The organism is Rhizobium sp. YTUHZ044 (assembly GCF_051123975.1).
Lineage (GTDB): Bacteria > Pseudomonadota > Alphaproteobacteria > Rhizobiales > Rhizobiaceae > Rhizobium.
The window spans coordinates 2,739,620-2,761,944 of the sequence record NZ_CP101426.1 but is presented as its reverse complement, the minus strand read 5'-3'; the positions used below and the strand labels follow the sequence as shown (position 1 = coordinate 2,761,944).

The following is a 22,325-nucleotide window of genomic DNA, read 5'->3' as shown; positions in this document are numbered from 1 at the left end:
CGAACATGAAGCTCACGATCGCCACAACTTTTCTAGCACTTGCCGCAACGACCGCCTTTGCAGCGGATGCCGTGCAGGATGTCCCGACCGCACCTGTTGCGGCTGCGCCAGTTTTCACCTGGTCGGGCCCGTATCTCGGAATCGATGGCGGCGCCAGTTGGCTAAACGGTGACTTCAGCGCCGGCGGCGCCAGCGATTCCCAGGATTTCAACGGTGGCGTCTTCGGTGCATTTGCGGGTTACAATTTCCAGTTCGACAACAACATCGTAGTCGGCATCGAGGGCAACCTCGAATACAACTGGAACGAAGAGGAAGCGCTGGGGGCGGATGTCGGCACCGATTGGGCCGGTGCAGTTCGTGGTCGTGTCGGCTACGCCTTTGACAGAGCGCTGCTTTATGGCGCGGCCGGTTGGACCGCTGCGCGTGGATACGTTGACCTGCCGGGATTCGATAAGGAAACGGAGACCTTCAACGGCTACACTGTCGGCGCTGGCGTCGACTTTGCCATCACCAACAACATCTTCGCCCGTGGCGAGTATCGGTATAATGACTTCGGCGAGAAAGACATTCTCGGCGTTGATGTCGACCTCAACCAGCACGAACTCAAGTTCGGAATCGGTGTAAAATTCTAAGGACTGCCGTTGGATCAGCCGTAGGAGAGTCCCGCCAAGCTTAATCTCGGCCACAGGCTTCCGCGCAGTCCAATTTGCTCAGATATTCACCCGGCGTCACTTGGCGAGGTTGCCGCCCTCATTCGCGCTGCAGAGGAAGCGGAATTCCTGTGATTGCTATCGTCCACTGACGGGATGCCTGGCGTGACGTGGCGCCATGCCGGCGTCGCGGAGCGCTTCGGTCCAAACTGATCAAACCTCATCGCAACGCAAACGGGAGGGAGGGGTTAGCACTTCCTTTCAGATAATCTTCTTCCGGATGGCTGGCATACCTATCCCTTCTACGAAAGTAGAGGGGGCTACGTCAGACCAAAGTCCGTTGCGCCCGCAGATCAAAGTTGGAGAGTAGGCGTTTAAGGCGATCGTCTAAAGATGTCGGCGGCTGAGATTTTCCCGCTTCCGAAGTGAATGTAGAAGAACGCCGGAAATCAATAATGCAGTTCCTTCATCCGTACGAAAGTATCTTTGTCGTTGACGTGGCGAGAGATCTGCAATGCTGTCATGTACAGAGGAGGATCGACGAGGGACCACTAATTCTGACCAGACCTTGGTCTCTGTGGTCATCCCGGCCTTCAACGCTTCCACCTATATTGAGCGCACGCTTCGGTCCGCCCTGCGCCAGACCTACACTGTCCTGGAGATTATTGTCGTCAACGACGGTTCCACGGACGACACGGCAAAACTCGTCGCGCAGATAGCGATGTCGGATTCGCGGATCCGCCTCCTGTCCACGCCTAACCGCGGTGTCGCGGCCGCAAGGAATACGGGCATCGAGGCATCATCAGGTCGATTTGTGGCATTCCTCGACGCCGACGATCTCTGGCACCGGACGAAAATCGAAAAACAGGTGAACGCTCTCAACCGGTTGTCCTCGCGGTGGGCTGCGGTCTACGCGCAGCATTGCCTCATCAACGAGGACGACGAAATTATTCGCCCTGGCAGTTCCCATGTCGCAAGAGGATATATCTATGCCCGGCATCTGTCTTTTAAGTACGTGGGCAATGGAAGCGCGCTTCTCGTCCGGCGAAACGTTGCGCTTGAGATTGGTGGATTTGATAGCTCATATGCAGCAACGGGTATCGGAGGCTGCGAAGACCTTGATTTCGAGCTCAGGCTCGCGGCACGCTACTGCATCGAAGTCGTTCCCGAGCGGCTGGTGGGATACCGACAGCATCCCGGCAGCATGTCTTCCAATCACCTGCGAATGGGCAAAGGTGCTCTGGAAGTCGTCAGGCGTTCGCTGGCCGCAAATCCGCACCTCCCCCGATACGTGGTTCGAAGTGCAATCGACGCCACGCAAAAATTTGCGTTCTGGGAATTCCGACAAGATCGGAGAACATATCTGTCACTCGTGACCATTGGAGTGATTTTACGAACCGACCCCTGTTACGTGGTTCGGCTCGTGCTAAAGAAGGGTCTGCGCGGGATACAACACTGTCTTCGTCTCCGGACGAGCACCGCAGGCGGTGAAGATCCACCGCGAAGGAACGGGTCGAAATTCGACGAACAAATTGTCCCTTCGTTTCTTGAATGCACAAAGGAGACGCCGCGGTTAAGACGTCACCTGACGCGGCTGACCGCGGTAGATGTAATTCTGAATCAACTGTTTGCCCCGAGCGAACGGAGCCTGACGCGGACGAAGGTGGAATGATAGAGGAATCGCGGGCCTTGGAACCGGGCCCGCGATGCTTTCAGCTTATTGGATGACCTCGATCATCGCGCGGGCCTTCGGATTGACGAGCACACGACAACATAGCCGTAATCAGGTTGATCTGGGATTGTGGATCTCGACTGTGTCAGGAAGGGTCGTTCCGACTGCAACGTCACCTTCAAGCGTGACAGCGAACCAGAAAAATGGTGGGCCCGGAGGGACTCGAACCCCCAACCAAGCGGTTATGAGCCGCCGGCTCTAACCATTGAGCTACAGGCCCTCAGCGTCGGATGTCCGACGCCTGGTTGCCGGGGCAATGGTTCCCACGGCATCGGTTCGCTCTAGCTCATATTGCAGGGAGCCACAAGCGGGCAGGGCAACATCTGTGGATGATGCATATTTCATGGGCAGAGGCACTGGAACCTTCGCATGGCGGATACACTTATTCGAATCATATTTCGCACGGAAAGGGCGATTGCAGATGACTTCGAACAGTGCCGTGGTGCTCATCGTGGAGGATGAGCCGCTGATCCGGTTCAATATCCTCGATGTGCTGGAGGATGTCGGCCATGTGGCGCTGGAGGCGGCGAATGCGGATGAGGCGCTGGTGGTGCTGAAGGGGCGGCAGGATATCGATATCCTGTTCACTGACGTCAACATGGCCGGTTCGATGGATGGCATCCAGCTTGCCAAGCGGGTGAGGGCGATGCGGCCGAATATCGGCATCATTATCACCTCCGGCATGGTGCGGCTCGATCCGATGGCGCTGCCCGCCAATACCGCCTTCCTGCCCAAGCCCTATCTGCACGACACGCTGATTGCGGCGATCGATTCCCTGATGGCATAAATGTCCTCCCCGATGAGGTGACGACCTCGGCTAACCGGGGCGCGCGGCCGCAAAACGGGGACAGGTTTTGCGGCCGCGCGAGGCGCTGCGAGGCGAGCCCCTCTTCAGGCGCGGCGGAGGGGACCGCACCCTCAGCCGAAGCTGCTCTTCAGCGCCTCATTCTCATGCTGAGCCTTCTTTTCGTAGATTGTGAACAGCGCCATCGAAAGCAGATAGGAGAGGAACGGATCCCCTATCTGCGTGGCGATGTCGCGGGATGCGAGGACATGGCGCTCCAGGGCGGAGATGTCTTTCGGTGTTGCGGTTTCAACGAGGCGTTTCATGCTGCCATCTCCAGGAATTGCGTCACGACCGAGCGGGCCGGAACATGTCTGACATAAAGGGGTAGGGTCAGGCCGAGGGCGGCGCGCATCTTGCGCAGCACGCGGTCCGACACTTCGAAGGCGCCGCAGCAGACGGGATACTTGCCGTAGCCGTCGGCGCGGCCGAGTTCTTCCACTTCGGCGCCTGCGCGTTTGTAGACGCGCTTGAGATAGGGTTCGTAGTTGGAAATCATCGTATGGATGCCGTGGTCGAGCGCGCATTCGCACAGCGCCAGCAGCATCATCGAGAAGGCGCGCCCGGCATCGATATTGGGGAAATCCTTGGCAATCGCCTCCTCGTCGATGCACATGCGCGTGCCTTCCCAGATGCCCGGGGCGACGAGATCGGCGGCAGCCGGAAAGGTCTCACGGAAGACGTCGTAGAGAAGCGTCGGACCGGTCGTCGGCATCAGCCGCATGCCGCCATAAAGGCGGGTGCGGCTGTCGTTGCACCAGACGAGGTAGGCCGGCGAAAGCGAATCGTAGCTGTCGCGTTCGTAAGGGCCGATGACAGGAACGTCCCAGCCGAGCTGGTCGGCGAAGACCTTCTTTCGCAGGCGGAACATCTGCTCGAGTACGGCGGCGTGTTTCTGATACTCATGTGCCTGAATGATAACGAACATTTTGCCCTCCAGCGTTTGCAGTTCGTGGAGAGCACAATGGTTCAGGCGGGCCGGATCGGAAATTCCCTCAGATGGGCCCCCTCAGATGGGGGGATTAGCCCAAAAGTATCAGGATTGGGTGGCGACGGGCAAAGACGAGGCGCGGCCGGGAAGGATCGCGATCCTCCGGCTGTTGAATCAACACGTGTTTTCGGAAATCGATTCCGATTCTCAGGGATTGATGATGCGCAATTGCACGGCCCGCGAGGCCGCGGCCGAAATCGTGGCGCAGCCGAGCTTGAAGCGGGCAGTTTTCAGGTAGTCGCGCGTCGTGTGCTCCGATATGCCCAATATGACCGAGATATCCTTGTAATCCTTGCCGAGCGCCGTCCAGTGCAGGCACTCGATCTCGCGCGGCGACAATGTCGGCACCGGATCGTTCTCGCCATGCAGCTCATAAACGGCCTTGCGGTGGATCAGATGGGCGATCTCAATCCATTCATTGCGGCAGCGGCGCACGAGCTCGGCCCAGTCGTCGGCCGGAATGCGGGCGTTCAGCGACAGGAGCGCGCGGCGCTGCGCCTTGTCGGCGACGGGAATGGAATAGCCGTTGCCGCCGATGCCGTGCTTCTGGGCGTCGACCAGCATGGCATAAGCTTCCGGCGTCGGCTCGACCTCGCTCCAATCGAAGGGCAGCTGGCGCTCGAAGCCCTGCTTGACGATCGGATCGACCTTCACATAGCTGTTCAAGAGGTAGCGGGAGACCCAGGCATCCGGATAGGTGGTGCGCACGAAGGGGGAATCGATCTTGCTCGCGATCGTCTGGGCGAGATGGTAAGTCACGAAATCGAGGCCATATTCCGCCTGGAGAATACGGATGGCGGCATCCACATTGGTTGCGGCCTTGATCTGTTCGAAAGCGGGTTCGAACTTGTCGCTGTAGGTATTCTCGATCATTTCCGTTGTCCCAGTTCCCTCAATCCTACCGTGAGGACCGTCATAAATACAAGGCATCCCCACATATGCGGGGAATGACAATCCGGCCGCCGCCTGCTAGCGCCTTCATGAGGAGACCTCATATGGACAGCAAGAGACCGTTCGAGATTGCCGAATGCCGACAGGCCGCCAAAGGCCTGAAATCCAGCTGGCAGGACATGGCAGGTTCCGAAGCGTTGATCCGCGCCCTTGTTGCCGAGCGCAACGGCGACACCCCGCTGGCACTGTTCTGGACCGAGGTCCACCGGGCGCTTTGCCAGGAAAACAACGCCTTCTGACATGGCCCGCCCCGGCGGGCGGCGTGAGGCTTCCCCGACATGAGAGGCTCGGCCGGGCATCAATCAGCGCCGCGGCCGGATGGAACCACGCTTCGCGCATGCGCAGTTTTTCATCCCCGTTTCCGTTTCCGATTTTGCGAGGAGAGTGTCGAGGGGCAATGTCGGGGGCGGGTGAAAGAAAAACCCGTACTCCGTGGATTTGTGCCAATATGCTTGACGAAGTGTTTCAAGCGGAAACAGCGGCGTTCGGGGAAGGAGGTTGGACTGTGCCATTTATTGACGCTCCGCCGTGCGCCGTTCTCCGGTGAGCCAAACCGCCCCCTCTATCCGCCCTCGGCTGAGGCACCGCATCCCTCTCTCCGCCATCCGTGAGGCAAGCTGCCCCTCTCTCCGCCCTCATCCTTGTCCGTTGCCGTTGGTGTATAAACGGGTTGCGCGACGGGGATACGGTCATAGGTTTTGGTAAAGACGAGGTCGACCGGGAGGCGCTTGGCAGTGTAGCCGGCATGGGTCCCGGCATTGTGCTCCACACGCGTGCCTCGATCTCCTGCTTGGTCAGCCCGGTATAATGGGAGCCGTCGCTGCAGTGTAGGATACAGACGGTGACTTCCCTGGCGGCAGGCTAGCATGGCGAGCGCAGCGCGCCGGCGCCAGGGTGCTCCCGCCGCCGGTGAGGCAAGCCGCACCCTATCTCCGCCCATATCCTGATGTGCCCCGTCGCGGCTCGAAGAGCGAGGGCATCGGCATCCGGGGATGCAGTGCAATTGAACGGCGCCGTGCAAAATCTCGCGGCTGGCCGCTGGGGTCAACCGGCCTTGGCCGGCGGGGTGAGCCAGCCGTCGCGCGGCAGTTCCGGCCGTGGCGGCTTCGGGCGAAACTTCACCAGCACTTCACGTCCGTCGACGGAGGCCTGGGTGCGTTCCAGCGCGTCCCGCTCGGCGACCGCCTGGCGCCAATGTTCGCTATCCCGGCCGTCAGGGCGGCCCTGTTCCTCCCAGATCGCATAGGCCCGCTTGCTAATCCATTCGTGGCGTCTGTCGCTCATCCGTCGGTTCCGTCCGTGAAAGGCGTTATTCGGCAATTCTGTCCGGCAGAACAGGCGCGCGGCGCTTGGCTGCCATCAGCAAATCGAGTTCGATCGAGGAAGGCCCGAAACGGGTAAACAGGCTCTCGGCCTGGTCGCTGCGCAGGCCATATTTTGAGGCGAATTCATCAAGGCTGTAAGGACGGCCGCGCAGGACTCTGGCCCGCCGCTCCGGTTCACGGATTTGCGTCATTGCTGGTAACCCCATCTGCTTTTGCGAAGTGCGCGAACAAAACAGATTACAGCCGCAAAAGTTCCGTGATTTTTCAGGGTTTTTTCCGCCTCCCGCACCATGCTCACGCGGCTGGCATGGATTTTCAGGAACGCGGCGTACTGAGAAAATTTCGCCTAAAACATGCAGGAATTTCATGCGTTTAGGAAAACGGGTGCCACCTCGGCCGAGAAATGGGCTTTATTCACGAAAGGTTACTCTATAGAATCAATCGTGTTATTCGGTCCGCAGGGGCAAAAAAGACGCTGTGTTCCCCGCGTTCATGCCGACCGATCCAGGAGGATTTTGGCTTAATCCATCAAGAGGAGACAGACATGATGAATGCCCTGCCGCCACTTCATAACGGCCACGCGCCGTTTACCCTCCAGCAGCTGTTTCGCGAAGCACTTTACGCCTTCGAGGAGTGGGACAGCGAATTGACCGAACCGATCGTGACCCATGAAGGAAGGGTCATCCCGATAAGCTTCGTTTTCGAAGCCATGCGCGAATGCACGGATATCGTGCCGATGAATATCGTCGGCGCCGTCACCGAGCGGCTGACCAAGCCGTGGGAGGGGGAAGGTCCGCTCGACCAGATGACCTTCTCGACGGCGGCACGCGTCATGCGCGTGCTGGTGCGCAAACGCCTCCTTGCGAACGGCACAGCGGACCTCGTGGCCGTCTCGGCGCATGCGGCCGAGGACCAGAGCCGCGATTGACGGGAAAGAAATCGCGGCCAAAGCATGTCGCGCAAAAGTGTGCTGCGGTTTTGCGATAAGGACATGCGTCAAACAAAGACCTAAAGCGCAAGAAGCGAATCTGAAAGATCGCGTTGCGCTTTAGGAGCTGCGATCCTTTTCCGCTTCGTCGGAACCTCCCCCAATTCCAGCCGTTTACTGCATGATCCCAGTTCGTATCGGATTTGGGAATTATTCAGTTATTCAGCGCGTTACAGCGTTCTTGCTCGTCTTGAAATACGCGGCCGCTGGAATGCGCAGTCACAGCCCGTGAGATGACGGGCGAGGAATAGCACCATGCTGAGATCCATCGTTCATGAAATCATCGGCACACCGCGACGTGAGCCGGAACTCCCGCAATCGCTCGAGCAGTTTCGAGGCAGCAAACGGGTGCTGATCATCTTCGCCGATGCGCAGGACGACCGCCCAGCAATCCAGGACGAATGGTTGCGGAACGCACAGATGCGCCTCATCGAGGAAGACGTCGAAGTTTTCATCATCGCCGGCGGCGGCGCCTTCTCGCTGTTCGACGATGCTTGGGAGCTTGATGCGGACGATATTCGCGAGCGGCTGCAGGGACCGCCTTACAGCGAGTTCGGGCTGATCCTGATCGGGCGTGACGGCTCGGTGAAGCTGCGTTCGGGCGAGCCGCGCACGGTGGAAGAAATTTTCGCCGCGCTGGACAAGCTGCCGAAGAAGGCGTCGTGATAGCTGCGGGCGACGTGCGCCCACCCGTTCAGAGTTCGAAGGCTTCCTTGAGACCGAGGCTCTTGCGTTCGCGCAGGTCAAGATCGGACTCGATATGGGCGATGTGATGCAGCATCAGCCGACAGGCGCGGTCGAGTTCGTTGCCTTCGATCGCCGAGATGATGTCGCCATGTTCGGAATGGCCGCAACTGGAAGCGGTCGACTGGCCGTAGAGCGCGATGACGAGGGATGAGCGGGCGACGAGCTCCTCCATGAAACGCTGCATGATGGCGTTGCCCGAAATTTCCGCCAGCATCAGGTGGAAATCGCCGGATGCCTTGATCTCGGCGCGCCGCGCCGTCTGGCCGCGCTCGTTCATCAGGCGGCCTTCTTCCTGCAAAAGCTCTCGCAGATTCCTGATGTCATCGGGGGTGATCCGCGCCGCCGCCTCGCGCAATATGCCGGGCTCGACGAGGCGCCGGGCGGAAAAGATCTGCCGCGCCTCATCAGGGGAGGGATAGGCGACGAAGGCGCCGCGGTTCTTTTCGACGCTGACGAGGCCCTCATAGGAAAGCGCCTGCAGCGCCGCGCGGGCAAGTGTGCGGCTGACGTTGAAAAGTTTGCCGACATCGCCTTCGGAAAGCTTGGTGCCGGGGGAAAGCCTGCGCTCGACGATTGCCTCGCGAATGGCGTCGCGGATCTGGTGCGCGCCGGTTTCGGCGACTTCTTCGGCCTGGATGGCCTTGGCGGCGGATTTCATGAAGACTATTCCCTGATGGCGGGCAAACCATACCCGGCTTCGCGGCAAAAGTTAAACGGAATTTGTCATCGAAACGCCGGTTAAATTGTATACGATTTTCTGCGTAAATTGCAGACGATAGCCTAAATGATGTGCAGACGATGCGGTGCCCATAAAATGTGCCTGCACGGTCTCGAGTATTAAAATCCTTTCCTGTTAATAGCTTAGTCGAGGTTGGATGCGATTGGCACGGCAGATGCATCGTCTTTCCCGAACAAGGGGAAGGCATGATGTCGAAAGCGGCAGAGATCGATATAGTATCCGTTTCGAAGGTTTACGGAACGACGACGGCCGTGCATGGGATCAGCCTGAAGATTCCGGCCGGTTCCTATTGCTGCTTCCTCGGCCCGTCGGGCTGCGGCAAGACCTCGACGCTGCGAATGATCGCCGGCCATGAGAGCATTTCTTCGGGCGACATCAGGCTCGGCAAAACAGTCGTCACCGATCTTCCGCCAGCCAGGCGCGGCACGGCGATGATGTTCCAGTCCTACGCGCTTTTCCCGCATCTTGACCTGGTCGACAATGTCGCTTTCAGCCTCAAGATGAAGGGCGTCGACAAGCCTCAGCGGCGGGCCAAGGCGCTCGAGATGCTGAAGTTGATGCAGATGGAGCCCTATGCCAACCGGCGTCCGGCTCAGCTTTCCGGCGGCCAGCAGCAGCGTGTGGCGCTGGCCCGCGCCTTGATTACCGATCCGGAGGCGCTGTTGCTCGACGAGCCGCTGTCGGCGCTCGATCCGTTCCTGAAGATCCGCATGCGCGCCGAACTGAAGAAGCTGCAGAAGTCGCTCGGCATCACCTTCGTCCACGTCACCCACAGCCAGGAAGAGGCGATGGCGCTCGCCGACGTCATCGTCATCATGAATGACGGCCGGATCGAGCAGGCGGCGGCACCCCGCGAGGTTTTCGAGAAGCCGGCAACCGCCTTCGTCGCCCGCTTCATGGGTGATCACAACGTCTTGTCCGGCCGGGTGACGTCGAGCGCGGACGGCATGCTCGTCATGACCGTGCCGGAGGGGCAGAGCTTTTCCGTGCGGGGCGAGGGCAGGGAAGTCGGCGAGCCGGTCGATATCGGCATCCGCACCGATCGCGTGCGCCTGCAGGTGGCGACTGAGTGGACACTCGGCTTCAACGGCATCGTCGCTAACGTCGAATATCGCGGCTCCTCGGTGAAGATCACCGTTCTCGGCGCCGGCAGCGACGACTTCACCGTCATATCTGACGATAGCGACTATTTCGCCCGCCCGGTCGCCGTCGGTGACGCGGTCTCACTCAGCTGGGAACGTGAGGATGCGGTGCTTCTCGGCCGCGCCTCTGCATGAGCAATCAAAAACATCAACTTCCACATCAAGAAAAGGGGAACTGACATGACGACTGAAACGACATCGACCAAGGCGGAAAAGGGTCTTTCCCGCCGCACGCTCTTGAAGACGGGTGCTGCCGCCGTCGGCGCCATCGCCGGCTCCGGAGCTATCTCCGGCTTTCCCACCATCTGGGCGAAGACGAACATCACGCTTCGCCAGTTCGGCACCGGCGTTTCCAACATCAATGCCATCGCTGAAAAGTGCAAAGCTGACCTCGGCATCACGCTGGAGATGACGGCGACTGATTCCGACGCCGCGGCCCAGCGTGCCGTCACCCAGCCCGACAGCTACGATATCGCCGACATCGAATACTGGATCGCCAAGAAGGTGTTTCCAACAGGCGTGCTGCAGCCGATGGACGTCAAGAAGCTCAAATATTACGACAAGATCGTGCCGCTGTTCATCAACGGCAAGCTGAAGCCGGACAGCGTCATCGCCCAGGGCACTGCGCCACATACGGTCGGCTTCGTCGAGGCGCAGGGCGCCAAGAAGTTCGCCAAGGAGCCGACGCAGTGGATGACGATGGTTCCCACCATCTACAATGCCGACACGCTCGGCATCCGCCCCGATCTCGTCGGCCGAGACATTACCAGCTGGGCCGACATCATGGATCCGAAGTTCAAGGGCAAGACTTCGATCCTCAACATCCCGTCGATCGGCATCATGGATGCGGCGATGATCATGGAAGCCATGGGCAACATCAAATATGCCGACAAGGGCAACATGACCAAGGAGGAGATCGACAAGACGATCGAATTCCTGATCAAGGCCAAAGGCGACGGCCAGTTCCGCGCCTTCTGGAAGAGCTTCGACGAGTCGGTCAACCTCATGGCCTCGGGCGAAGTCGTCATCCAGTCGATGTGGTCGCCGGCCGTCGCCGCCGTCCGCTCCAAGGGCATCGCCTGCAAGTATCAGCCGCTCAAGGAAGGTTACCGCGCCTGGGGCGGCGGCCTCGGCCTCGCCTCGCATCTCAAGGGGGCACAACTCGATGCGGCGTACGAATATATCAACTGGTATACGTCGGGCTGGGTCGGTGGCTACCTCAACCGCCAGGGCTACTATTCTGCCTGCATGGAGACGGCCAAGAACTTCATGACGGCAGACGAATGGGGTTACTGGATCGAAGGCAAGCCGGCACAGGGCGATATCCTCTCGCCCGAAGGCAAGGTCATGGAGAAGGCCGGCGCTGTGCGCGACGGCGGCTCCTTCGAAGCCCGCATGGGCGCGGTCGCCTGCTGGAACTCGGTCATGGACGAAGACCGCTACATGGTCCGCCGCTGGAACGAGTTCATCGCGGCGTAAGCGGTTGCCGCTTTCCCCTCCCCAACCCTCCGCACAAGGGGAGGGAGTCCGGAGGTGGCGCGGCACAGAAACTCCCTCCCCCTTGTGGGGAGGGTTGGGGAGGGGTCTTTCGAGCCCTCCCATGCGGATGATGAAATGACTTCCGAAAGGGCAAGGAATGGCGACGATCGTTTCAGAGCAGACGGATCAGGCTTCGCGGCCGGCGAACCGCCATACCTTCCGCCTCTCCCCCTCGGCCATCTCCTATCTCCAGGCGACGCCGCTCATCGCCATCCTCGGTTTCTTCTTCCTGCTACCGATCGCAATGATCGCTGTCGTCAGCTTCTGGGACTACGACTTCGCCGGCCTCTATCCCGCTTTCCTCACCATGAACTACACCGACACGCTCGGTTCATGGGTGACGTGGAAGACCTATCTCAACACGCTGAAATTCACCGCCATCGTCTGGGCGCTGACGCTGGTCATCGGCTTCTGGGTCGCCTATTTCCTGGCCTTCCACATCCGCAAGACCTCGACGCAGATGATCCTCTTCCTCGTCTGCACGGTGCCGTTCATGACCTCGAACATCATCCGCATGATCTCCTGGATCCCGGTGCTCGGGCGCAATGGCCTGGTCAATTCGGCGCTGATCAAGATGGGCATCGTTCCGCAGCCGATCGAATGGCTGCTCTATTCCGATTTCGCCGTCGTGCTCGCCATGGTGCATCTCTATACGCTGTTCATGGTGACGCCGATCTTCAACACGCTGATGCGTATCGACCGGTCGCTGTTCGAGGCGGCCCGCGATGCCGGCGCCTCCGGCTGGCAGGTGCTCTGGAACGTGGTCATTCCGCTTGCCAAGCCCGGCATGGCGATCGGCACGATCTTCGTGGTCACGTTGGTGATGGCCGACTTCTCGACGGTGCAGGTGATGTCCGGCGGCCAGAGCGCCTCGGTGGCGCTGATGATGAAGAACCAGATGTCGTTGCTGCAATATCCGGCCGCCGCCGCCAATGCCGTGGTGCTGCTTGCGGTGGTGCTCATGATGGTCGCCGCCATCCTGCGTGTCGTCGATATCCGCAAGGAGCTTTGAGATGAACCACGAAAAACGCGGCCTCGAATTCTATCTGCTGGCGACCTTCTTCGTCCTCTTCGTGCTGTTCCTCTACGGCCCGCTCTCGGCGATCCTCATCCTCTCCTTCCAGGGACCGGACGGCGGCCTGACCTTCCCGATGAACGGGATTTCCACCCATTGGTTCTTCAACCTGTTCGAAAAGCAGGCGGTCGGCGATTTCGGCGCCTCGTTCCGTCGCTCCTTCACCCTCGGGCTGATGGTGATGGTGGTAACCGTCGTCGTGTCGCTGCTGGCCGGCCTTGCCTTCCGCCGCCGTTTCCTCGGATCGACGGCGCTGTTCTACGCCACGGTCGCAAGCCTCGTCGTGCCGTCGATCATCATTTCGCTCGGCATCGGCGTCGTCTTTCAGGAGGGCGGTCTCAAGCCCGCATGGTATTCCTCGGCGTTCGGGGCGCATCTGACCTGGACGCTGCCCTTCGGCGTGCTGATCATGTTTGCCGTCTTCAACCGTTTCTCGCCCGCTTACGAGGAAGCGGCCCGCGATCTTGGCGCCACCTCCTGGCAGACGTTCCGGCATGTCGTGCTGCCGATGATCGCCCCGAGCCTGATCGGCGTCGGGCTGTTCGGCTTCACGCTTTCCTATGACGAATTCGCGCGCACATTGATGACGTCGGGCAGCTACAATACGCTGCCGCTCGAAATCTACGGCATGACGACCAATGTCACGACGCCGGTGCTCTATGCACTCGGCACGGTGACGACGCTGTTTTCCTTCACCATCATTCTCATTGCGCTCGGCATCATGACGATGCTGGGGCGGCGGCAGGCAAAGATAGACTGATATGCGCATCCTCATCGTCAATCCGAATACCACGGCCTCCATGACCGAGAAGGCTGCGGCCGCCGCGCGGGTGGTCGCAGCATCCGGCACCGAGATCATCGCCGCGACATCCACCATGGGGCCGGTCTCCATCGAGGGGCATTACGATGGGGCGCTGGCTATCCCCGGCCTGCTTTCCGAACTCCACGCCCGGCAGGCGGCGGGCTACGATGCAGCCGTCATCGCCTGCTTCGACGACACCGGGCTCGACGCGGCACGGAGCTTCGCCGATGTGCCGATCCTCGGGCTTTGCGAATCCGCCGTGTTCACGGCGGGCTTCCTGGCGCAGCGCTTTACCGTGGTGACGACGCTGGAGCGGTCGCGGGTGCTGATCGACAATCTGGTGCGCCGCTACGGCATGGGCGAGCGCGCCAAGGTGCGCGCCTCCGACATCCCGGTACTGGAGTTGGAAAATGCGGCCTCGGGCGCGATCGGCAAGCTGAAGGCCGAGATCGAGCGGGCGCTTGCCGAAGACGGCGCCGAGGCGATCGTGCTTGGCTGTGCCGGCATGACGGATCTGGCCAGGCAATTGCAGGAGATTTACGGCGTGCCCGTCGTCGACGGAGTGGCGGCCGCCGTCAAGCAGGCCGAGGCGCTGGTGTCGCTCGGGCTTTCCACCAGCAAGCGCGGCTCCTACGCCTCGCCGCTGCCGAAACCCTTTATGGGCGCGATGAGCGGTTTCTCGCCGGCCCCGGAAATCGGCTAACCCATGGCCGTCTCCTTCGATTTCAAAGAGCTTTCGGAGCGCGAGCGTTACAAGCTGATGATCGGCACGATCATCCCGCGGCCGATCGCGCTGGTGACGACGGTCGACGAGCATGGCCGGATCAACGCGGCGCCCTTCAGCTTCTTCAACTGCCTGTCGGCCGAACCGCCGATCCTGGCGATCGGCGTCGAGAACAATGCGGATATGTCGTTCAAGGATACCGGGCACAATATCCGCATGACCGAAGTCTTCACGGTCAACATCGTCTCCTTCGCCATCGCCGAGGCAATGCATGTCTGCGGCAGCAAATATCCGCGCGGCATCGACGAGTTGAAGGAAGCCGGGTTGACGGCGGTGCCGGGCGAGAAGGTGGCGTCGCCGTTCATCGCCGAGGCACCGGCCGCCTTCGAATGCCGGCGGCATGTGACGCTGGAGCTTGGCCGCTCGCGGCAGATCGTCATGGGCGAAATCCTCTACGCGCATTATCGTGACGGCGTCGTCGATCCCGAGAGGCTGCATGTCGATCCTGCGGCGGTCGATGCCATTGCGCGATTGGGCGGCGATACCTGCGCCACCATCCGCGACCGTTTCGAGATGCTGACGCCGAAGCTCTGATAGACCCAAGTTTTGCTTTACTTTTTCTCTTCTGATGAGAATGGTCTGCAGCGGATCATTGCAGGAGAGGAGCGCCTATCATGACAATCGACAACGATCTCAGTCGGATCGCCGAGCAGGAAAAGGCGCTGAGCTTCGACGCCTTCGATCTCACCACTGCCTGGCAGCTCGGCAAGCTTCTGCAGGAACTCGCCAGCGAGCGCGGCCTCGGGATCGCGATCGACGTGACGCTGCATTCGATGCCGGTCTTCTACGCAGCATTGCCGGGCGTGACGCCTGACAACGTCAACTGGGTCCGCCGCAAGCGCAACATGGTTCTGCGCTATTTCCGCAGCAGCTATGCCTCCGGCCTGAAGCTCAGCAAGGATGGCAAGACCGTCGAGGACAACGGGCTTGATGGCGCCGATTATGCGCCGCATGGCGGCAGTTTTCCGATCAACGTCAAAGGCACCGGCTGCATCGGCGCCGTGACCGTCTCCGGCCTGCCGCAGCGCGACGACCACAATCTTGTGGTCGAGGCCTTAGCGCTGATGCTGGCGAAAGATCTGGATACGTTGCGGCTCGCTCCGCTCTGAGGTGGCGCGCGCCGCCCTAATTTCGACAGAAAAAAGCCATGAAAAATGCAAAATCGCGCCGCCGCTCCGGTGACGCGGCCTTGTCCTGCAGTTAAGGTGCGGCATCCGCCCTCCTTAACCTTCCCGGGACGCTATGATCCGCTTGTTCTTTGCGCTTGCCGCCGCCATCGGTTTCGGTCTTTTGCTTGCCTCCTGCAATACGCTGTCCAAGGAGGAATGTGTTGCCGCCGACTGGCGGGTGATCGGCGAGAGCGACGGGGCCGCAGGCTATGAGCCGCAGCAGCGTTTCGCCGCGCATGCGAAATCCTGCGAACGCGTGAAGATCGTGCCGGATCAAACGATCTGGTTCCAGGGATACCAGTCCGGCCTGGTGCGTTACTGCACGCCCCTCAGCGGTCTGGCGCGCGGCCAGGCGGGCAGTGGCTACGCCAATGTCTGCCCGCCCGAAACGGCATCCGGCTTCCTGCGCGGCTTCAACCTCGGCAGCAAGCAGCACGGGCTACAGGAGCGACTCAATTCGATGCAGAACGATTACAGCTCCAAGGAGGCTGAAATCGACGAGCTGTCCGACAGGCTGAAGGATGCGAAGGACGGCGACAGGTCGGAGTTACGCCGGCGGATCGAGGATCTCGAAGACGACATGCACGACATTCGTCGCGACCAGCGCGACGTGCAGGACGAACTCGACCGTGTAAACGAGGATGTCGAGTGGTTCCAGCGCAACCCCACCGCAGAGTTGAGGGCACCGGGCTATTGAAGTTTGCAGCCCAGCGCGTCTTTTCAGACGCGCTGGGGGGACGGTGAACTTTGGATCGATGTCTCAGAGCCTGCCGCCGACGTCGGCAATGCCCTTCGTCAGGCTGCCGGTTGCCGGAAAGAGCGGGATGAGGCAGGCCTGCAGGGCGTGGTAGATATCGCCCTTACCTGGGAAAAGCGAGTGCGACGGGATGAGATCCTCCGTCAGTTCCTCATGCCAGCCGCCGTTCCTGTGATCGATGAAGGCGCGCTCGATAACGTTCCAGATCTTGCGGTAGCATTCCTCGTGGTAGTCGCTCGGCAGGTGCTCGTTGAGGAAGTGTGCGGCGGCAGCACCTTCGCAGGCCGGCCACCAGAGCTTGTTGCGCTTGGCCGGTTTATCCGCCCAGTCGAGGGTGTAGAAGAAGCCGCCCTTGTCGTTGTCCCAGCCGAGGACCATGGATTGCTCGAAAAGGGCTTTCGCCGCATCCGGCATCCATTCGATGCGTTTGCCGCCGAGCGCCCAGAGCTGCAGGATGAGGCGGGCCCATTCCAGCCAATGGCCGGGCGTCGTGCCGGCCGGACGGAACATTTCGTTCGGATGATAGTAATCCTTATCGAGGTTCCATTCGGCATCGAAATGTTCGGCGACGCGCCAGTCGACCGAACCGGCCGCGCGGCGGATGACGAGATCGGCGATGCTTTCGGCCTTGGCGAGGTATTCCTTGTCACCGGTGGCTTCGAAGGCGGCCATCAGCGCCTCGGTCAGGTGCATGTTGGAGTTCTGGCCGCGATAGGCGCCGCCCTCGAGCGGCTGCCAGTCGGCGGTGAATTCCTCGGCGATGGCGCCGTGGCGCGGCTCCCAGAACCTGGTGTTCAGGATCTCGGTGATATCGGCGAGCATGCCGTCGGCAAGCGGATGGCCGATCGTCTTGGCCGACGAGGCGGCGAGCAGCACGAAAGCATGACCGTAACCCTGCTTGTTGGAATCGACCGGACCATTATTGTCGAGCGACCAGAAATAGCCGCCATTCTTGCGGTCACGATGGTGGTTCCAGAGATAATCCATGCCGTGGTCGACGACATTGGAGGCGCCGGGACGGCCGAGCAGGGCGCCGATCGAAAAACAATGGACCGCGCGCGCCGCGATATGGATGCCGCGCACCTGGCCCTCGGCATCGAGGGGGCGGCCGGCGTCGTCGAGATCGTAGAAGCCGCCCTTGGGATTGATCGAATCATGCTGGAAGAAATCGAAGAGACCATTAGCCTGCGCCAGCAGCCAGCTGCGGTGATAGGCGCGGCTTGTCCAGTTTCCAAGCGCGGCGTTGCCGGTTGCGGGTGCCATGATACTCCTCCGATTTCGTGCACAAGCCTGGCAAAGGCCTATATAGGGCTCGGGCGAGCCTGTCATCGGCGAAGCTTTGCGAAGCACGAAATCGATAGTCATATATTGACATAAAGATATCTTTATGTGATCTGGAAGTCTGGTCTTACGACGTCAAGGAGCCCGCCCGTGTTTGACAATCTCTTTGGTCCGGAAACGGGCAAGCGTGACGGCAGTGAAGTTTTCGCCGCTTTGAAAAAGGCCGCGAGCGAGCGCATCCTTGTTCTCGACGGCGCCATGGGCACGCAGATCCAGGGGCTCGGCTATGACGAAGACCAGTTCCGCGGAACCCGCTTCATCGGCTGCGCCTGCCATCAGAAGGGCAATAACGACCTTCTGATCCTGAGCCAGCCGGATGCGATCGAAGAAATCCATTACAAATACGCCAAGGCCGGCGCCGATATCCTCGAGACCAACACCTTCTCCTCGACCCGCATCGCCCAGGCCGATTACCAGATGGAAGGCGAGGTCTATGCGCTGAACAAGGAAGGTGCGGAGATCGTCCGCCGCGCGGCGATCCGCGCCGAACGCGAGGACGGCCGCCGTCGTTTCGTCGCCGGCGCCATCGGTCCAACCAACCGCACCGCCTCGATCTCGCCCGACGTCAACAATCCTGGCTTCCGCGCCGTCACCTTCGACGACCTCAGGGAAGCCTATGGCGAGCAGATCGACGGGCTGATCGACGGCGGCGCCGACATCATCCTGATCGAGACGATCTTCGACACCCTGAATGCCAAGGCCGCGATCTTCGCCTGCGAGGAGCGTTTCGAGGCCAAGGGCGTGCGCCTGCCGGTGATGATCTCCGGCACGATCACCGACCTTTCCGGCCGCACGCTCTCCGGCCAGACGCCGTCGGCTTTCTGGAACTCGGTGCGCCACGCCAATCCTTTCACGATCGGTCTCAACTGCGCGCTCGGGGCTAACGCGATGCGCCCGCACCTGCAGGAGCTTTCGGGCGTCGCCGATACCTTTATCTGCGCCTATCCGAATGCCGGCCTGCCGAACGAGTTCGGCCAGTACGACGAAACGCCGGAGCTGATGGCGGCACAGATCGACAGCTTCGCGCGTGAAGGCCTGGTCAATATCGTCGGCGGCTGCTGCGGCTCGACGCCGGAACATATCAGGGCGATTGCCGAGACCGTTGCGAAATACAAGCCGCGCCCGATCCCGGAGCATCGCCCCTTCATGTCGCTGTCGGGTCTCGAACCCTTCGAGCTGACCAAGGACATTCCTTTCGTCAATGTCGGCGAGCGCACCAACGTCACCGGCTCGGCGAAGTTCCGCAAGCTGATTACCAATGCCGATTACACGGCGGCACTCGACGTCGCCCGCGACCAGGTCGAAAACGGCGCGCAGGTGATCGACATCAACATGGACGAGGGCCTGATCGATTCCGAGAAGGCGATGGTCGAGTTCCTCAACCTGATCGCCGCCGAGCCCGACATTGCCCGCGTGCCTGTCATGATCGACTCGTCGAAATTCTCGATCATCGAATCCGGCCTGAAGCGAGTGCAGGGCAAGCCGATCGTCAACTCGATCTCGCTGAAGGAAGGCGAGGAGAACTTTCTCGCCCAAGCGCGGCTCCTGCGCAATTACGGCGCTGCCGTCGTCGTCATGGCCTTCGACGAAACCGGGCAGGCCGACAATTACGACCGCAAGGTCGAGATCTGCACGCGCGCCTACAAGCTGCTGACCGAGAAGATCGGTTTCCCGCCCGAGGACATCATCTTCGACCCGAACATCTTTGCGGTCGCGACCGGCATCGAAGAGCACAATAATTACGGCGTCGACTTCATCGAAGCGACGCGGACGATCCGTCAGCGCATGCCGCTCGTGCATATTTCCGGCGGCGTCTCAAACCTGTCCTTCTCGTTCCGCGGCAACGAGCCGGTGCGCGAGGCGATGCATGCGGTGTTTCTCTACCACGCCATCCAGGCCGGCATGGACATGGGCATCGTCAATGCCGGCCAGCTCGCCGTCTACGACAACATCGATCCCGAGCTGCGCGAGGCCTGCGAGGACGTGGTGCTCAACCGCCGCGCCGACAGCACCGAGCGGCTGCTCGAAGTGGCCGAGCGTTTCCGCGGCGCCGGGGCAAAGGAGGGTCGTGTCCAGGATCTCTCCTGGCGCGAATGGAGCGTCGAGAAGCGTCTCGAACATGCGCTGGTCAACGGCATCACCGAATATATCGAGGCCGATACGGAAGAGGCGCGCCGGCAGGCCGCCCGGCCGCTGCACGTCATCGAAGGACCGCTGATGGCCGGCATGAACGTCGTCGGCGACCTGTTCGGTTCGGGCAAGATGTTCCTGCCGCAGGTGGTCAAGTCGGCGCGCGTCATGAAGCAGGCGGTCGCCGTACTGCTGCCCTACATGGAAGAGGAAAAGCGCCTCAACGGCGGCGAGGAACGGCGGTCGGCAGGCAAGATCCTGATGGCGACGGTCAAGGGTGATGTGCACGATATCGGCAAGAACATCGTCGGCGTCGTGCTCGCCTGCAACAATTACGAGATCGTCGACCTCGGCGTCATGGTGCCGGCGACGAAGATCCTCGAAACAGCGATCGCCGAAAAGGTCGATATCATCGGCCTTTCCGGCCTGATCACGCCGTCGCTCGACGAGATGGTGCATGTCGCGGCCGAAATGGAGCGGCAGGGCTTCGAGATCCCGCTGCTGATCGGCGGTGCCACGACCAGCCGCGTGCATACCGCCGTGAAGATCCATCCCGGCTACGACAAGGGACAGGCGATCTACGTGACCGATGCGAGCCGCGCCGTCGGCGTCGTCTCGGCGCTGCTCTCGCCAGAAACGCGGCAGGGTTACGTCGACGATGTAAGAGCCGAATATGCCAAGGTGGCCGCCGCTCATGCCCGCAGCGAAGCGGAGAAGGTGCGCTTGCCGCTGGCACGAGCCCGCGAGAATGCGCATAAGGTCGACTGGTCGGCCTACAAGCCGACGAGGCCTGAGTTCTTCGGCACGCGGGTGTTCGAGGATTACGATCTGGCCGAGCTTGCCAGATATATCGACTGGACGCCGTTCTTCCAGACCTGGGAATTGCGCGGCCGTTTCCCGGCCATTCTCGAAGACGAGAAGCAGGGCGAGGCGGCGCGTGCGCTCTGGGCCGATGCGCAGGCCATGCTGAAGAAGATCATCGGCGAGAAGTGGTTCCGCCCGCGCGCCGTCATCGGCTTCTGGCCGGCCGGCGCTGTCGGCGACGATATCCGCCTCTTCACGGATGAAAGCCGCAGCAAGGAGCTTGCCACTTTCTACACGCTTCGCCAGCAGCTTTCGAAGCGGGACGGGCGGGCGAACGTGGCGCTTTCGGACTTCGTGGCGCCTGTCACCAGCGGCGTTCAGGACTATGTCGGCGGCTTCGTGGTAACGGCCGGCATCGAGGAAATCGCCATTGCCGAACGGTTTGAGCGGTCGAACGACGACTATTCCTCAATCCTCGTCAAGGCGCTGGCCGACCGCTTCGCCGAAGCCTTTGCCGAGCGCATGCATGAGCAGGTGCGGCGCGAATATTGGGGCTATGCAAGAGATGAGCACCTCAGCAACGAGGATCTGATCGGCGAAGCCTATGCCGGCATCCGTCCGGCGCCCGGTTATCCCGCCCAGCCCGACCACACGGAAAAGGCAACGCTCTTCAAGTTGCTCGATGCGGAAAAAGCCGCCGGAGTGAAACTGACTGAAAGCTATGCGATGTGGCCCGGCTCCTCCGTATCCGGCATCTATATCGGCCACCCCGACTCCTATTATTTCGGCGTCGCCAAGGTCGAGCGCGATCAGGTGGAGGACTATGCCAAGCGCAAGGGCATGGAGGTTTCCGATGTCGAGCGTTGGCTCGGGCCGGTACTGAATTATGTGCCGCGCAAGGCGGATGAGGAGATTGAGGACGCGGCGTAGAGACGTTCGCCGCCGCTGTTAATACAATGAATCAAGAGACGATGAAGCCGGCAAGTGATTCAGTTTCCGGCTTCATGCCTCTGAAATTGAACGTGAAAGCTATGCCGCAGCTTTGATTTTGCCGCATGTCGTCCCTCGAAAGCCGCTCTTGAGCGATAGGCATCAGCGGCGGACGGGATCGCTCTTCCTGGCTTGGGCAAGATCAAGAAATTTCCCTTTGATCGTTGCGAACAGACCGGGCGGAATGAAGCCGTAGGCGAATATTCCCTCGCTGCCCGGTACGGGCGAAAGCCCGCCATTCGGCCATTCATCGATATTATGTTCGGAGACGATGACCCAACTCGGCGCGTCGTCCAGACCGATTGCCTGCTTCACTTTCGGCGGGATTTCTATTCCGACCGTGTCGCCGGATGGCGGCGTATGCGTGATCGGCAGCAGAACGACGTAGCGCGGATTGGCGAGGCTATCGCTTGCCGCGACGAGGCAGGCGGGCCTGTCCTTGCCTTGGTCGCGACCCGCCGATGCTTCGCGCGACCAGAGGTAATCATAGCGCACGACGAGGCCGGGCTTAGGTTCGGGAATTGCGGCCATGCGGCTTTATTTCAGCAGTTCATCGAGAGGGGCATGCGCGGCATCCATCTCCGCTCTTTCGACAGCATCGATGACGACGGACAAGGCGTCGGCTGTGACGTGCGTCCGCTGCGCGGCGGCCCTCAGCCAATCATAGTGCTCGGCCGACATCAGCACGAATTCGCGGCGGCCATGACGGGTGATTTCGACAGGCTCGCGCTGTGCCTGATGCTGAAACTCACCGAATTTTCGCTGAAACTCCAGAGACGTGGTTCGAGTCATGATAGGATTCCAAACTTCAATACGCGGATTATA

General features: G+C 60.8%; 24 protein-coding genes, 1 tRNA gene and 2 pseudogenes. 15 read left to right on the top strand and 12 right to left on the bottom strand.

Annotated elements, in window-relative coordinates; genetic code table 11:
* Positions 1 to 5: 5 nt before the first annotated feature.
* Complete coding sequence (locus tag NL154_RS13800) at positions 6 to 632, top strand: outer membrane protein (RefSeq protein WP_210630547.1); 627 nt, start codon at positions 6 to 8, stop codon at positions 630 to 632.
* Between the two features lie 532 nt (positions 633 to 1,164).
* Positions 1,165 to 2,322 (top strand): glycosyltransferase family 2 protein, encoded by a 1,158-nt coding sequence (locus tag NL154_RS13795; RefSeq protein ID WP_434732820.1) that lies wholly within the window; start codon positions 1,165 to 1,167, stop codon positions 2,320 to 2,322.
* Between the two features lie 45 nt (positions 2,323 to 2,367).
* Here the strand turns inward: NL154_RS13795 and NL154_RS13790 are convergent.
* Positions 2,368 to 2,514 (bottom strand): annotated as a pseudogene (locus NL154_RS13790) (DUF1236 domain-containing protein); the annotation flags it as partial.
* Between the two features lie 12 nt (positions 2,515 to 2,526).
* Positions 2,527 to 2,602: transfer RNA gene (locus tag NL154_RS13785), tRNA-Ile, on the bottom strand.
* A gap of 201 nt (positions 2,603 to 2,803) precedes the next feature.
* Between NL154_RS13785 and NL154_RS13780 the strand changes: the two genes are divergently transcribed.
* Positions 2,804 to 3,169, top strand: coding sequence for a response regulator (locus NL154_RS13780; RefSeq protein ID WP_210630549.1), 366 nt, complete (start codon positions 2,804 to 2,806; stop codon positions 3,167 to 3,169).
* 131 nt (positions 3,170 to 3,300) lie between these two features.
* Here NL154_RS13780 and NL154_RS13775 read toward each other — a convergent pair whose 3' ends face one another.
* From NL154_RS13775 to NL154_RS13765, 3 genes are all read right to left on the bottom strand, one after another.
* On the bottom strand, positions 3,301 to 3,492 hold the full coding sequence (locus NL154_RS13775; RefSeq protein WP_020921840.1) for a hypothetical protein: 192 nt from the start codon (positions 3,490 to 3,492) through the stop codon (positions 3,301 to 3,303).
* Positions 3,489 to 4,154 (bottom strand): acyl-homoserine-lactone synthase, encoded by a 666-nt coding sequence (locus NL154_RS13770; protein ID WP_210630550.1) that lies wholly within the window; start codon positions 4,152 to 4,154, stop codon positions 3,489 to 3,491. The genes NL154_RS13775 and NL154_RS13770 overlap by 4 nt, the downstream gene beginning before the upstream one ends.
* A gap of 210 nt (positions 4,155 to 4,364) precedes the next feature.
* Positions 4,365 to 5,090: a LuxR family transcriptional regulator gene (locus NL154_RS13765; protein WP_210630551.1), complete on the bottom strand. Its 726-nt coding sequence runs from the start codon at positions 5,088 to 5,090 to the stop codon at positions 4,365 to 4,367.
* Between the two features lie 122 nt (positions 5,091 to 5,212).
* On the opposite strand from NL154_RS13765, the gene NL154_RS13760 reads away from it, so the two are divergent.
* Positions 5,213 to 5,407, top strand: a complete 195-nt coding sequence (locus NL154_RS13760) for a hypothetical protein (RefSeq protein WP_020921837.1) — start codon at positions 5,213 to 5,215, stop codon at positions 5,405 to 5,407.
* A 443-nt stretch (positions 5,408 to 5,850) separates the two neighbouring features.
* Here the strand turns inward: NL154_RS13760 and NL154_RS13755 are convergent.
* The 3 genes and pseudogenes from NL154_RS13755 to NL154_RS13745 form a co-directional block, all read right to left on the bottom strand.
* Positions 5,851 to 6,002 (bottom strand): annotated as a pseudogene (locus NL154_RS13755) (GIY-YIG nuclease family protein); the annotation flags it as partial.
* 210 nt (positions 6,003 to 6,212) lie between these two features.
* On the bottom strand, positions 6,213 to 6,452 hold the full coding sequence (locus NL154_RS13750; protein ID WP_210630552.1) for a DUF2934 domain-containing protein: 240 nt from the start codon (positions 6,450 to 6,452) through the stop codon (positions 6,213 to 6,215).
* Between the two features lie 25 nt (positions 6,453 to 6,477).
* Positions 6,478 to 6,684: a hypothetical protein gene (locus NL154_RS13745; RefSeq protein WP_210631590.1), complete on the bottom strand. Its 207-nt coding sequence runs from the start codon at positions 6,682 to 6,684 to the stop codon at positions 6,478 to 6,480.
* A 353-nt stretch (positions 6,685 to 7,037) separates the two neighbouring features.
* On the opposite strand from NL154_RS13745, the gene NL154_RS13740 reads away from it, so the two are divergent.
* Both NL154_RS13740 and NL154_RS13735 read left to right on the top strand, forming a co-directional pair.
* Positions 7,038 to 7,421 (top strand): hypothetical protein, encoded by a 384-nt coding sequence (locus NL154_RS13740; protein WP_038690240.1) that lies wholly within the window; start codon positions 7,038 to 7,040, stop codon positions 7,419 to 7,421.
* Positions 7,422 to 7,736: 315 nt separating this feature from the next.
* Positions 7,737 to 8,147, top strand: a complete 411-nt coding sequence (locus tag NL154_RS13735) for a DUF4174 domain-containing protein (RefSeq protein ID WP_210630553.1) — start codon at positions 7,737 to 7,739, stop codon at positions 8,145 to 8,147.
* Between the two features lie 28 nt (positions 8,148 to 8,175).
* Here the strand turns inward: NL154_RS13735 and NL154_RS13730 are convergent, their stop codons facing one another.
* Positions 8,176 to 8,886 (bottom strand): GntR family transcriptional regulator, encoded by a 711-nt coding sequence (locus tag NL154_RS13730; protein ID WP_210630554.1) that lies wholly within the window; start codon positions 8,884 to 8,886, stop codon positions 8,176 to 8,178.
* Between the two features lie 269 nt (positions 8,887 to 9,155).
* Between NL154_RS13730 and NL154_RS13725 the strand changes: the two genes are divergently transcribed.
* The 8 genes from NL154_RS13725 (at position 9,156) to NL154_RS13690 (ending at position 16,175) form a co-directional block, all read left to right on the top strand.
* Positions 9,156 to 10,244: an ABC transporter ATP-binding protein gene (locus NL154_RS13725; protein WP_210630555.1), complete on the top strand. Its 1,089-nt coding sequence runs from the start codon at positions 9,156 to 9,158 to the stop codon at positions 10,242 to 10,244.
* Positions 10,245 to 10,289: 45 nt separating this feature from the next.
* Positions 10,290 to 11,588 carry an ABC transporter substrate-binding protein gene (locus NL154_RS13720; RefSeq protein WP_210630556.1) on the top strand — a complete coding sequence of 433 codons (1,299 nt, stop codon included), beginning with the start codon at positions 10,290 to 10,292 and terminating at the stop codon, positions 11,586 to 11,588.
* A gap of 157 nt (positions 11,589 to 11,745) precedes the next feature.
* A complete protein-coding gene (locus NL154_RS13715) occupies positions 11,746 to 12,660 on the top strand; it encodes an ABC transporter permease (protein WP_221122648.1) in 915 nt (304 codons plus the stop codon).
* Position 12,661: 1 nt separating this feature from the next.
* Positions 12,662 to 13,483 (top strand): ABC transporter permease, encoded by an 822-nt coding sequence (locus NL154_RS13710; protein ID WP_434732819.1) that lies wholly within the window; start codon positions 12,662 to 12,664, stop codon positions 13,481 to 13,483.
* A 1-nt stretch (position 13,484) separates the two neighbouring features.
* Positions 13,485 to 14,228: an aspartate/glutamate racemase family protein gene (locus NL154_RS13705; protein ID WP_221145609.1), complete on the top strand. Its 744-nt coding sequence runs from the start codon at positions 13,485 to 13,487 to the stop codon at positions 14,226 to 14,228.
* 3 nt (positions 14,229 to 14,231) lie between these two features.
* The gene (locus NL154_RS13700) at positions 14,232 to 14,843 is read left to right on the top strand and encodes a flavin reductase family protein (protein ID WP_210630560.1); all 612 of its coding nucleotides are present in this window, start codon (positions 14,232 to 14,234) and stop codon (positions 14,841 to 14,843) included.
* A gap of 80 nt (positions 14,844 to 14,923) precedes the next feature.
* Positions 14,924 to 15,418 carry a heme-degrading domain-containing protein gene (locus NL154_RS13695; protein WP_064803906.1) on the top strand — a complete coding sequence of 165 codons (495 nt, stop codon included), beginning with the start codon at positions 14,924 to 14,926 and terminating at the stop codon, positions 15,416 to 15,418.
* A gap of 133 nt (positions 15,419 to 15,551) precedes the next feature.
* Positions 15,552 to 16,175: a DUF2799 domain-containing protein gene (locus NL154_RS13690; RefSeq protein WP_210630561.1), complete on the top strand. Its 624-nt coding sequence runs from the start codon at positions 15,552 to 15,554 to the stop codon at positions 16,173 to 16,175.
* A gap of 63 nt (positions 16,176 to 16,238) precedes the next feature.
* On the opposite strand, the gene NL154_RS13685 is transcribed toward NL154_RS13690, so the two are convergent.
* On the bottom strand, positions 16,239 to 17,498 hold the full coding sequence (locus tag NL154_RS13685) for an AGE family epimerase/isomerase (RefSeq protein WP_221153409.1): 1,260 nt from the start codon (positions 17,496 to 17,498) through the stop codon (positions 16,239 to 16,241).
* 168 nt (positions 17,499 to 17,666) lie between these two features.
* Here NL154_RS13685 and metH point away from each other — a divergent pair, with 168 nt between their 5' ends.
* A complete protein-coding gene (gene metH, locus NL154_RS13680; protein WP_434732818.1) occupies positions 17,667 to 21,440 on the top strand; it encodes a methionine synthase in 3,774 nt (1,257 codons plus the stop codon).
* 162 nt (positions 21,441 to 21,602) lie between these two features.
* Here metH and NL154_RS13675 read toward each other — a convergent pair whose 3' ends face one another.
* On the bottom strand, positions 21,603 to 22,031 hold the full coding sequence (locus NL154_RS13675) for a hypothetical protein (protein ID WP_221124056.1): 429 nt from the start codon (positions 22,029 to 22,031) through the stop codon (positions 21,603 to 21,605).
* A 6-nt stretch (positions 22,032 to 22,037) separates the two neighbouring features.
* Positions 22,038 to 22,292, bottom strand: a complete 255-nt coding sequence (locus tag NL154_RS13670) for a type II toxin-antitoxin system prevent-host-death family antitoxin (RefSeq protein WP_210630565.1) — start codon at positions 22,290 to 22,292, stop codon at positions 22,038 to 22,040.
* Positions 22,293 to 22,325: the final 33 nt, after the last annotated feature.

Coding starts and splice junctions, on each gene's coding strand:
- NL154_RS13800 (WP_210630547.1), top strand. CDS start 6: ATGAAGCTCACGATCGCCACAACTTTTCTAGCACTTGCCGCAACGACC.
- NL154_RS13795 (WP_434732820.1), top strand. CDS start 1,165: ATGCTGTCATGTACAGAGGAGGATCGACGAGGGACCACTAATTCTGAC.
- NL154_RS13780 (WP_210630549.1), top strand. CDS start 2,804: ATGACTTCGAACAGTGCCGTGGTGCTCATCGTGGAGGATGAGCCGCTG.
- NL154_RS13775 (WP_020921840.1), bottom strand. CDS start 3,492: ATGAAACGCCTCGTTGAAACCGCAACACCGAAAGACATCTCCGCCCTG.
- NL154_RS13770 (WP_210630550.1), bottom strand. CDS start 4,154: ATGTTCGTTATCATTCAGGCACATGAGTATCAGAAACACGCCGCCGTA.
- NL154_RS13765 (WP_210630551.1), bottom strand. CDS start 5,090: ATGATCGAGAATACCTACAGCGACAAGTTCGAACCCGCTTTCGAACAG.
- NL154_RS13760 (WP_020921837.1), top strand. CDS start 5,213: ATGGACAGCAAGAGACCGTTCGAGATTGCCGAATGCCGACAGGCCGCC.
- NL154_RS13750 (WP_210630552.1), bottom strand. CDS start 6,452: ATGAGCGACAGACGCCACGAATGGATTAGCAAGCGGGCCTATGCGATC.
- NL154_RS13745 (WP_210631590.1), bottom strand. CDS start 6,684: ATGACGCAAATCCGTGAACCGGAGCGGCGGGCCAGAGTCCTGCGCGGC.
- NL154_RS13740 (WP_038690240.1), top strand. CDS start 7,038: ATGATGAATGCCCTGCCGCCACTTCATAACGGCCACGCGCCGTTTACC.
- NL154_RS13735 (WP_210630553.1), top strand. CDS start 7,737: ATGCTGAGATCCATCGTTCATGAAATCATCGGCACACCGCGACGTGAG.
- NL154_RS13730 (WP_210630554.1), bottom strand. CDS start 8,886: ATGAAATCCGCCGCCAAGGCCATCCAGGCCGAAGAAGTCGCCGAAACC.
- NL154_RS13725 (WP_210630555.1), top strand. CDS start 9,156: ATGTCGAAAGCGGCAGAGATCGATATAGTATCCGTTTCGAAGGTTTAC.
- NL154_RS13720 (WP_210630556.1), top strand. CDS start 10,290: ATGACGACTGAAACGACATCGACCAAGGCGGAAAAGGGTCTTTCCCGC.
- NL154_RS13715 (WP_221122648.1), top strand. CDS start 11,746: ATGGCGACGATCGTTTCAGAGCAGACGGATCAGGCTTCGCGGCCGGCG.
- NL154_RS13710 (WP_434732819.1), top strand. CDS start 12,662: ATGAACCACGAAAAACGCGGCCTCGAATTCTATCTGCTGGCGACCTTC.
- NL154_RS13705 (WP_221145609.1), top strand. CDS start 13,485: ATGCGCATCCTCATCGTCAATCCGAATACCACGGCCTCCATGACCGAG.
- NL154_RS13700 (WP_210630560.1), top strand. CDS start 14,232: ATGGCCGTCTCCTTCGATTTCAAAGAGCTTTCGGAGCGCGAGCGTTAC.
- NL154_RS13695 (WP_064803906.1), top strand. CDS start 14,924: ATGACAATCGACAACGATCTCAGTCGGATCGCCGAGCAGGAAAAGGCG.
- NL154_RS13690 (WP_210630561.1), top strand. CDS start 15,552: ATGATCCGCTTGTTCTTTGCGCTTGCCGCCGCCATCGGTTTCGGTCTT.
- NL154_RS13685 (WP_221153409.1), bottom strand. CDS start 17,498: ATGGCACCCGCAACCGGCAACGCCGCGCTTGGAAACTGGACAAGCCGC.
- NL154_RS13675 (WP_221124056.1), bottom strand. CDS start 22,031: ATGGCCGCAATTCCCGAACCTAAGCCCGGCCTCGTCGTGCGCTATGAT.
- NL154_RS13670 (WP_210630565.1), bottom strand. CDS start 22,292: ATGACTCGAACCACGTCTCTGGAGTTTCAGCGAAAATTCGGTGAGTTT.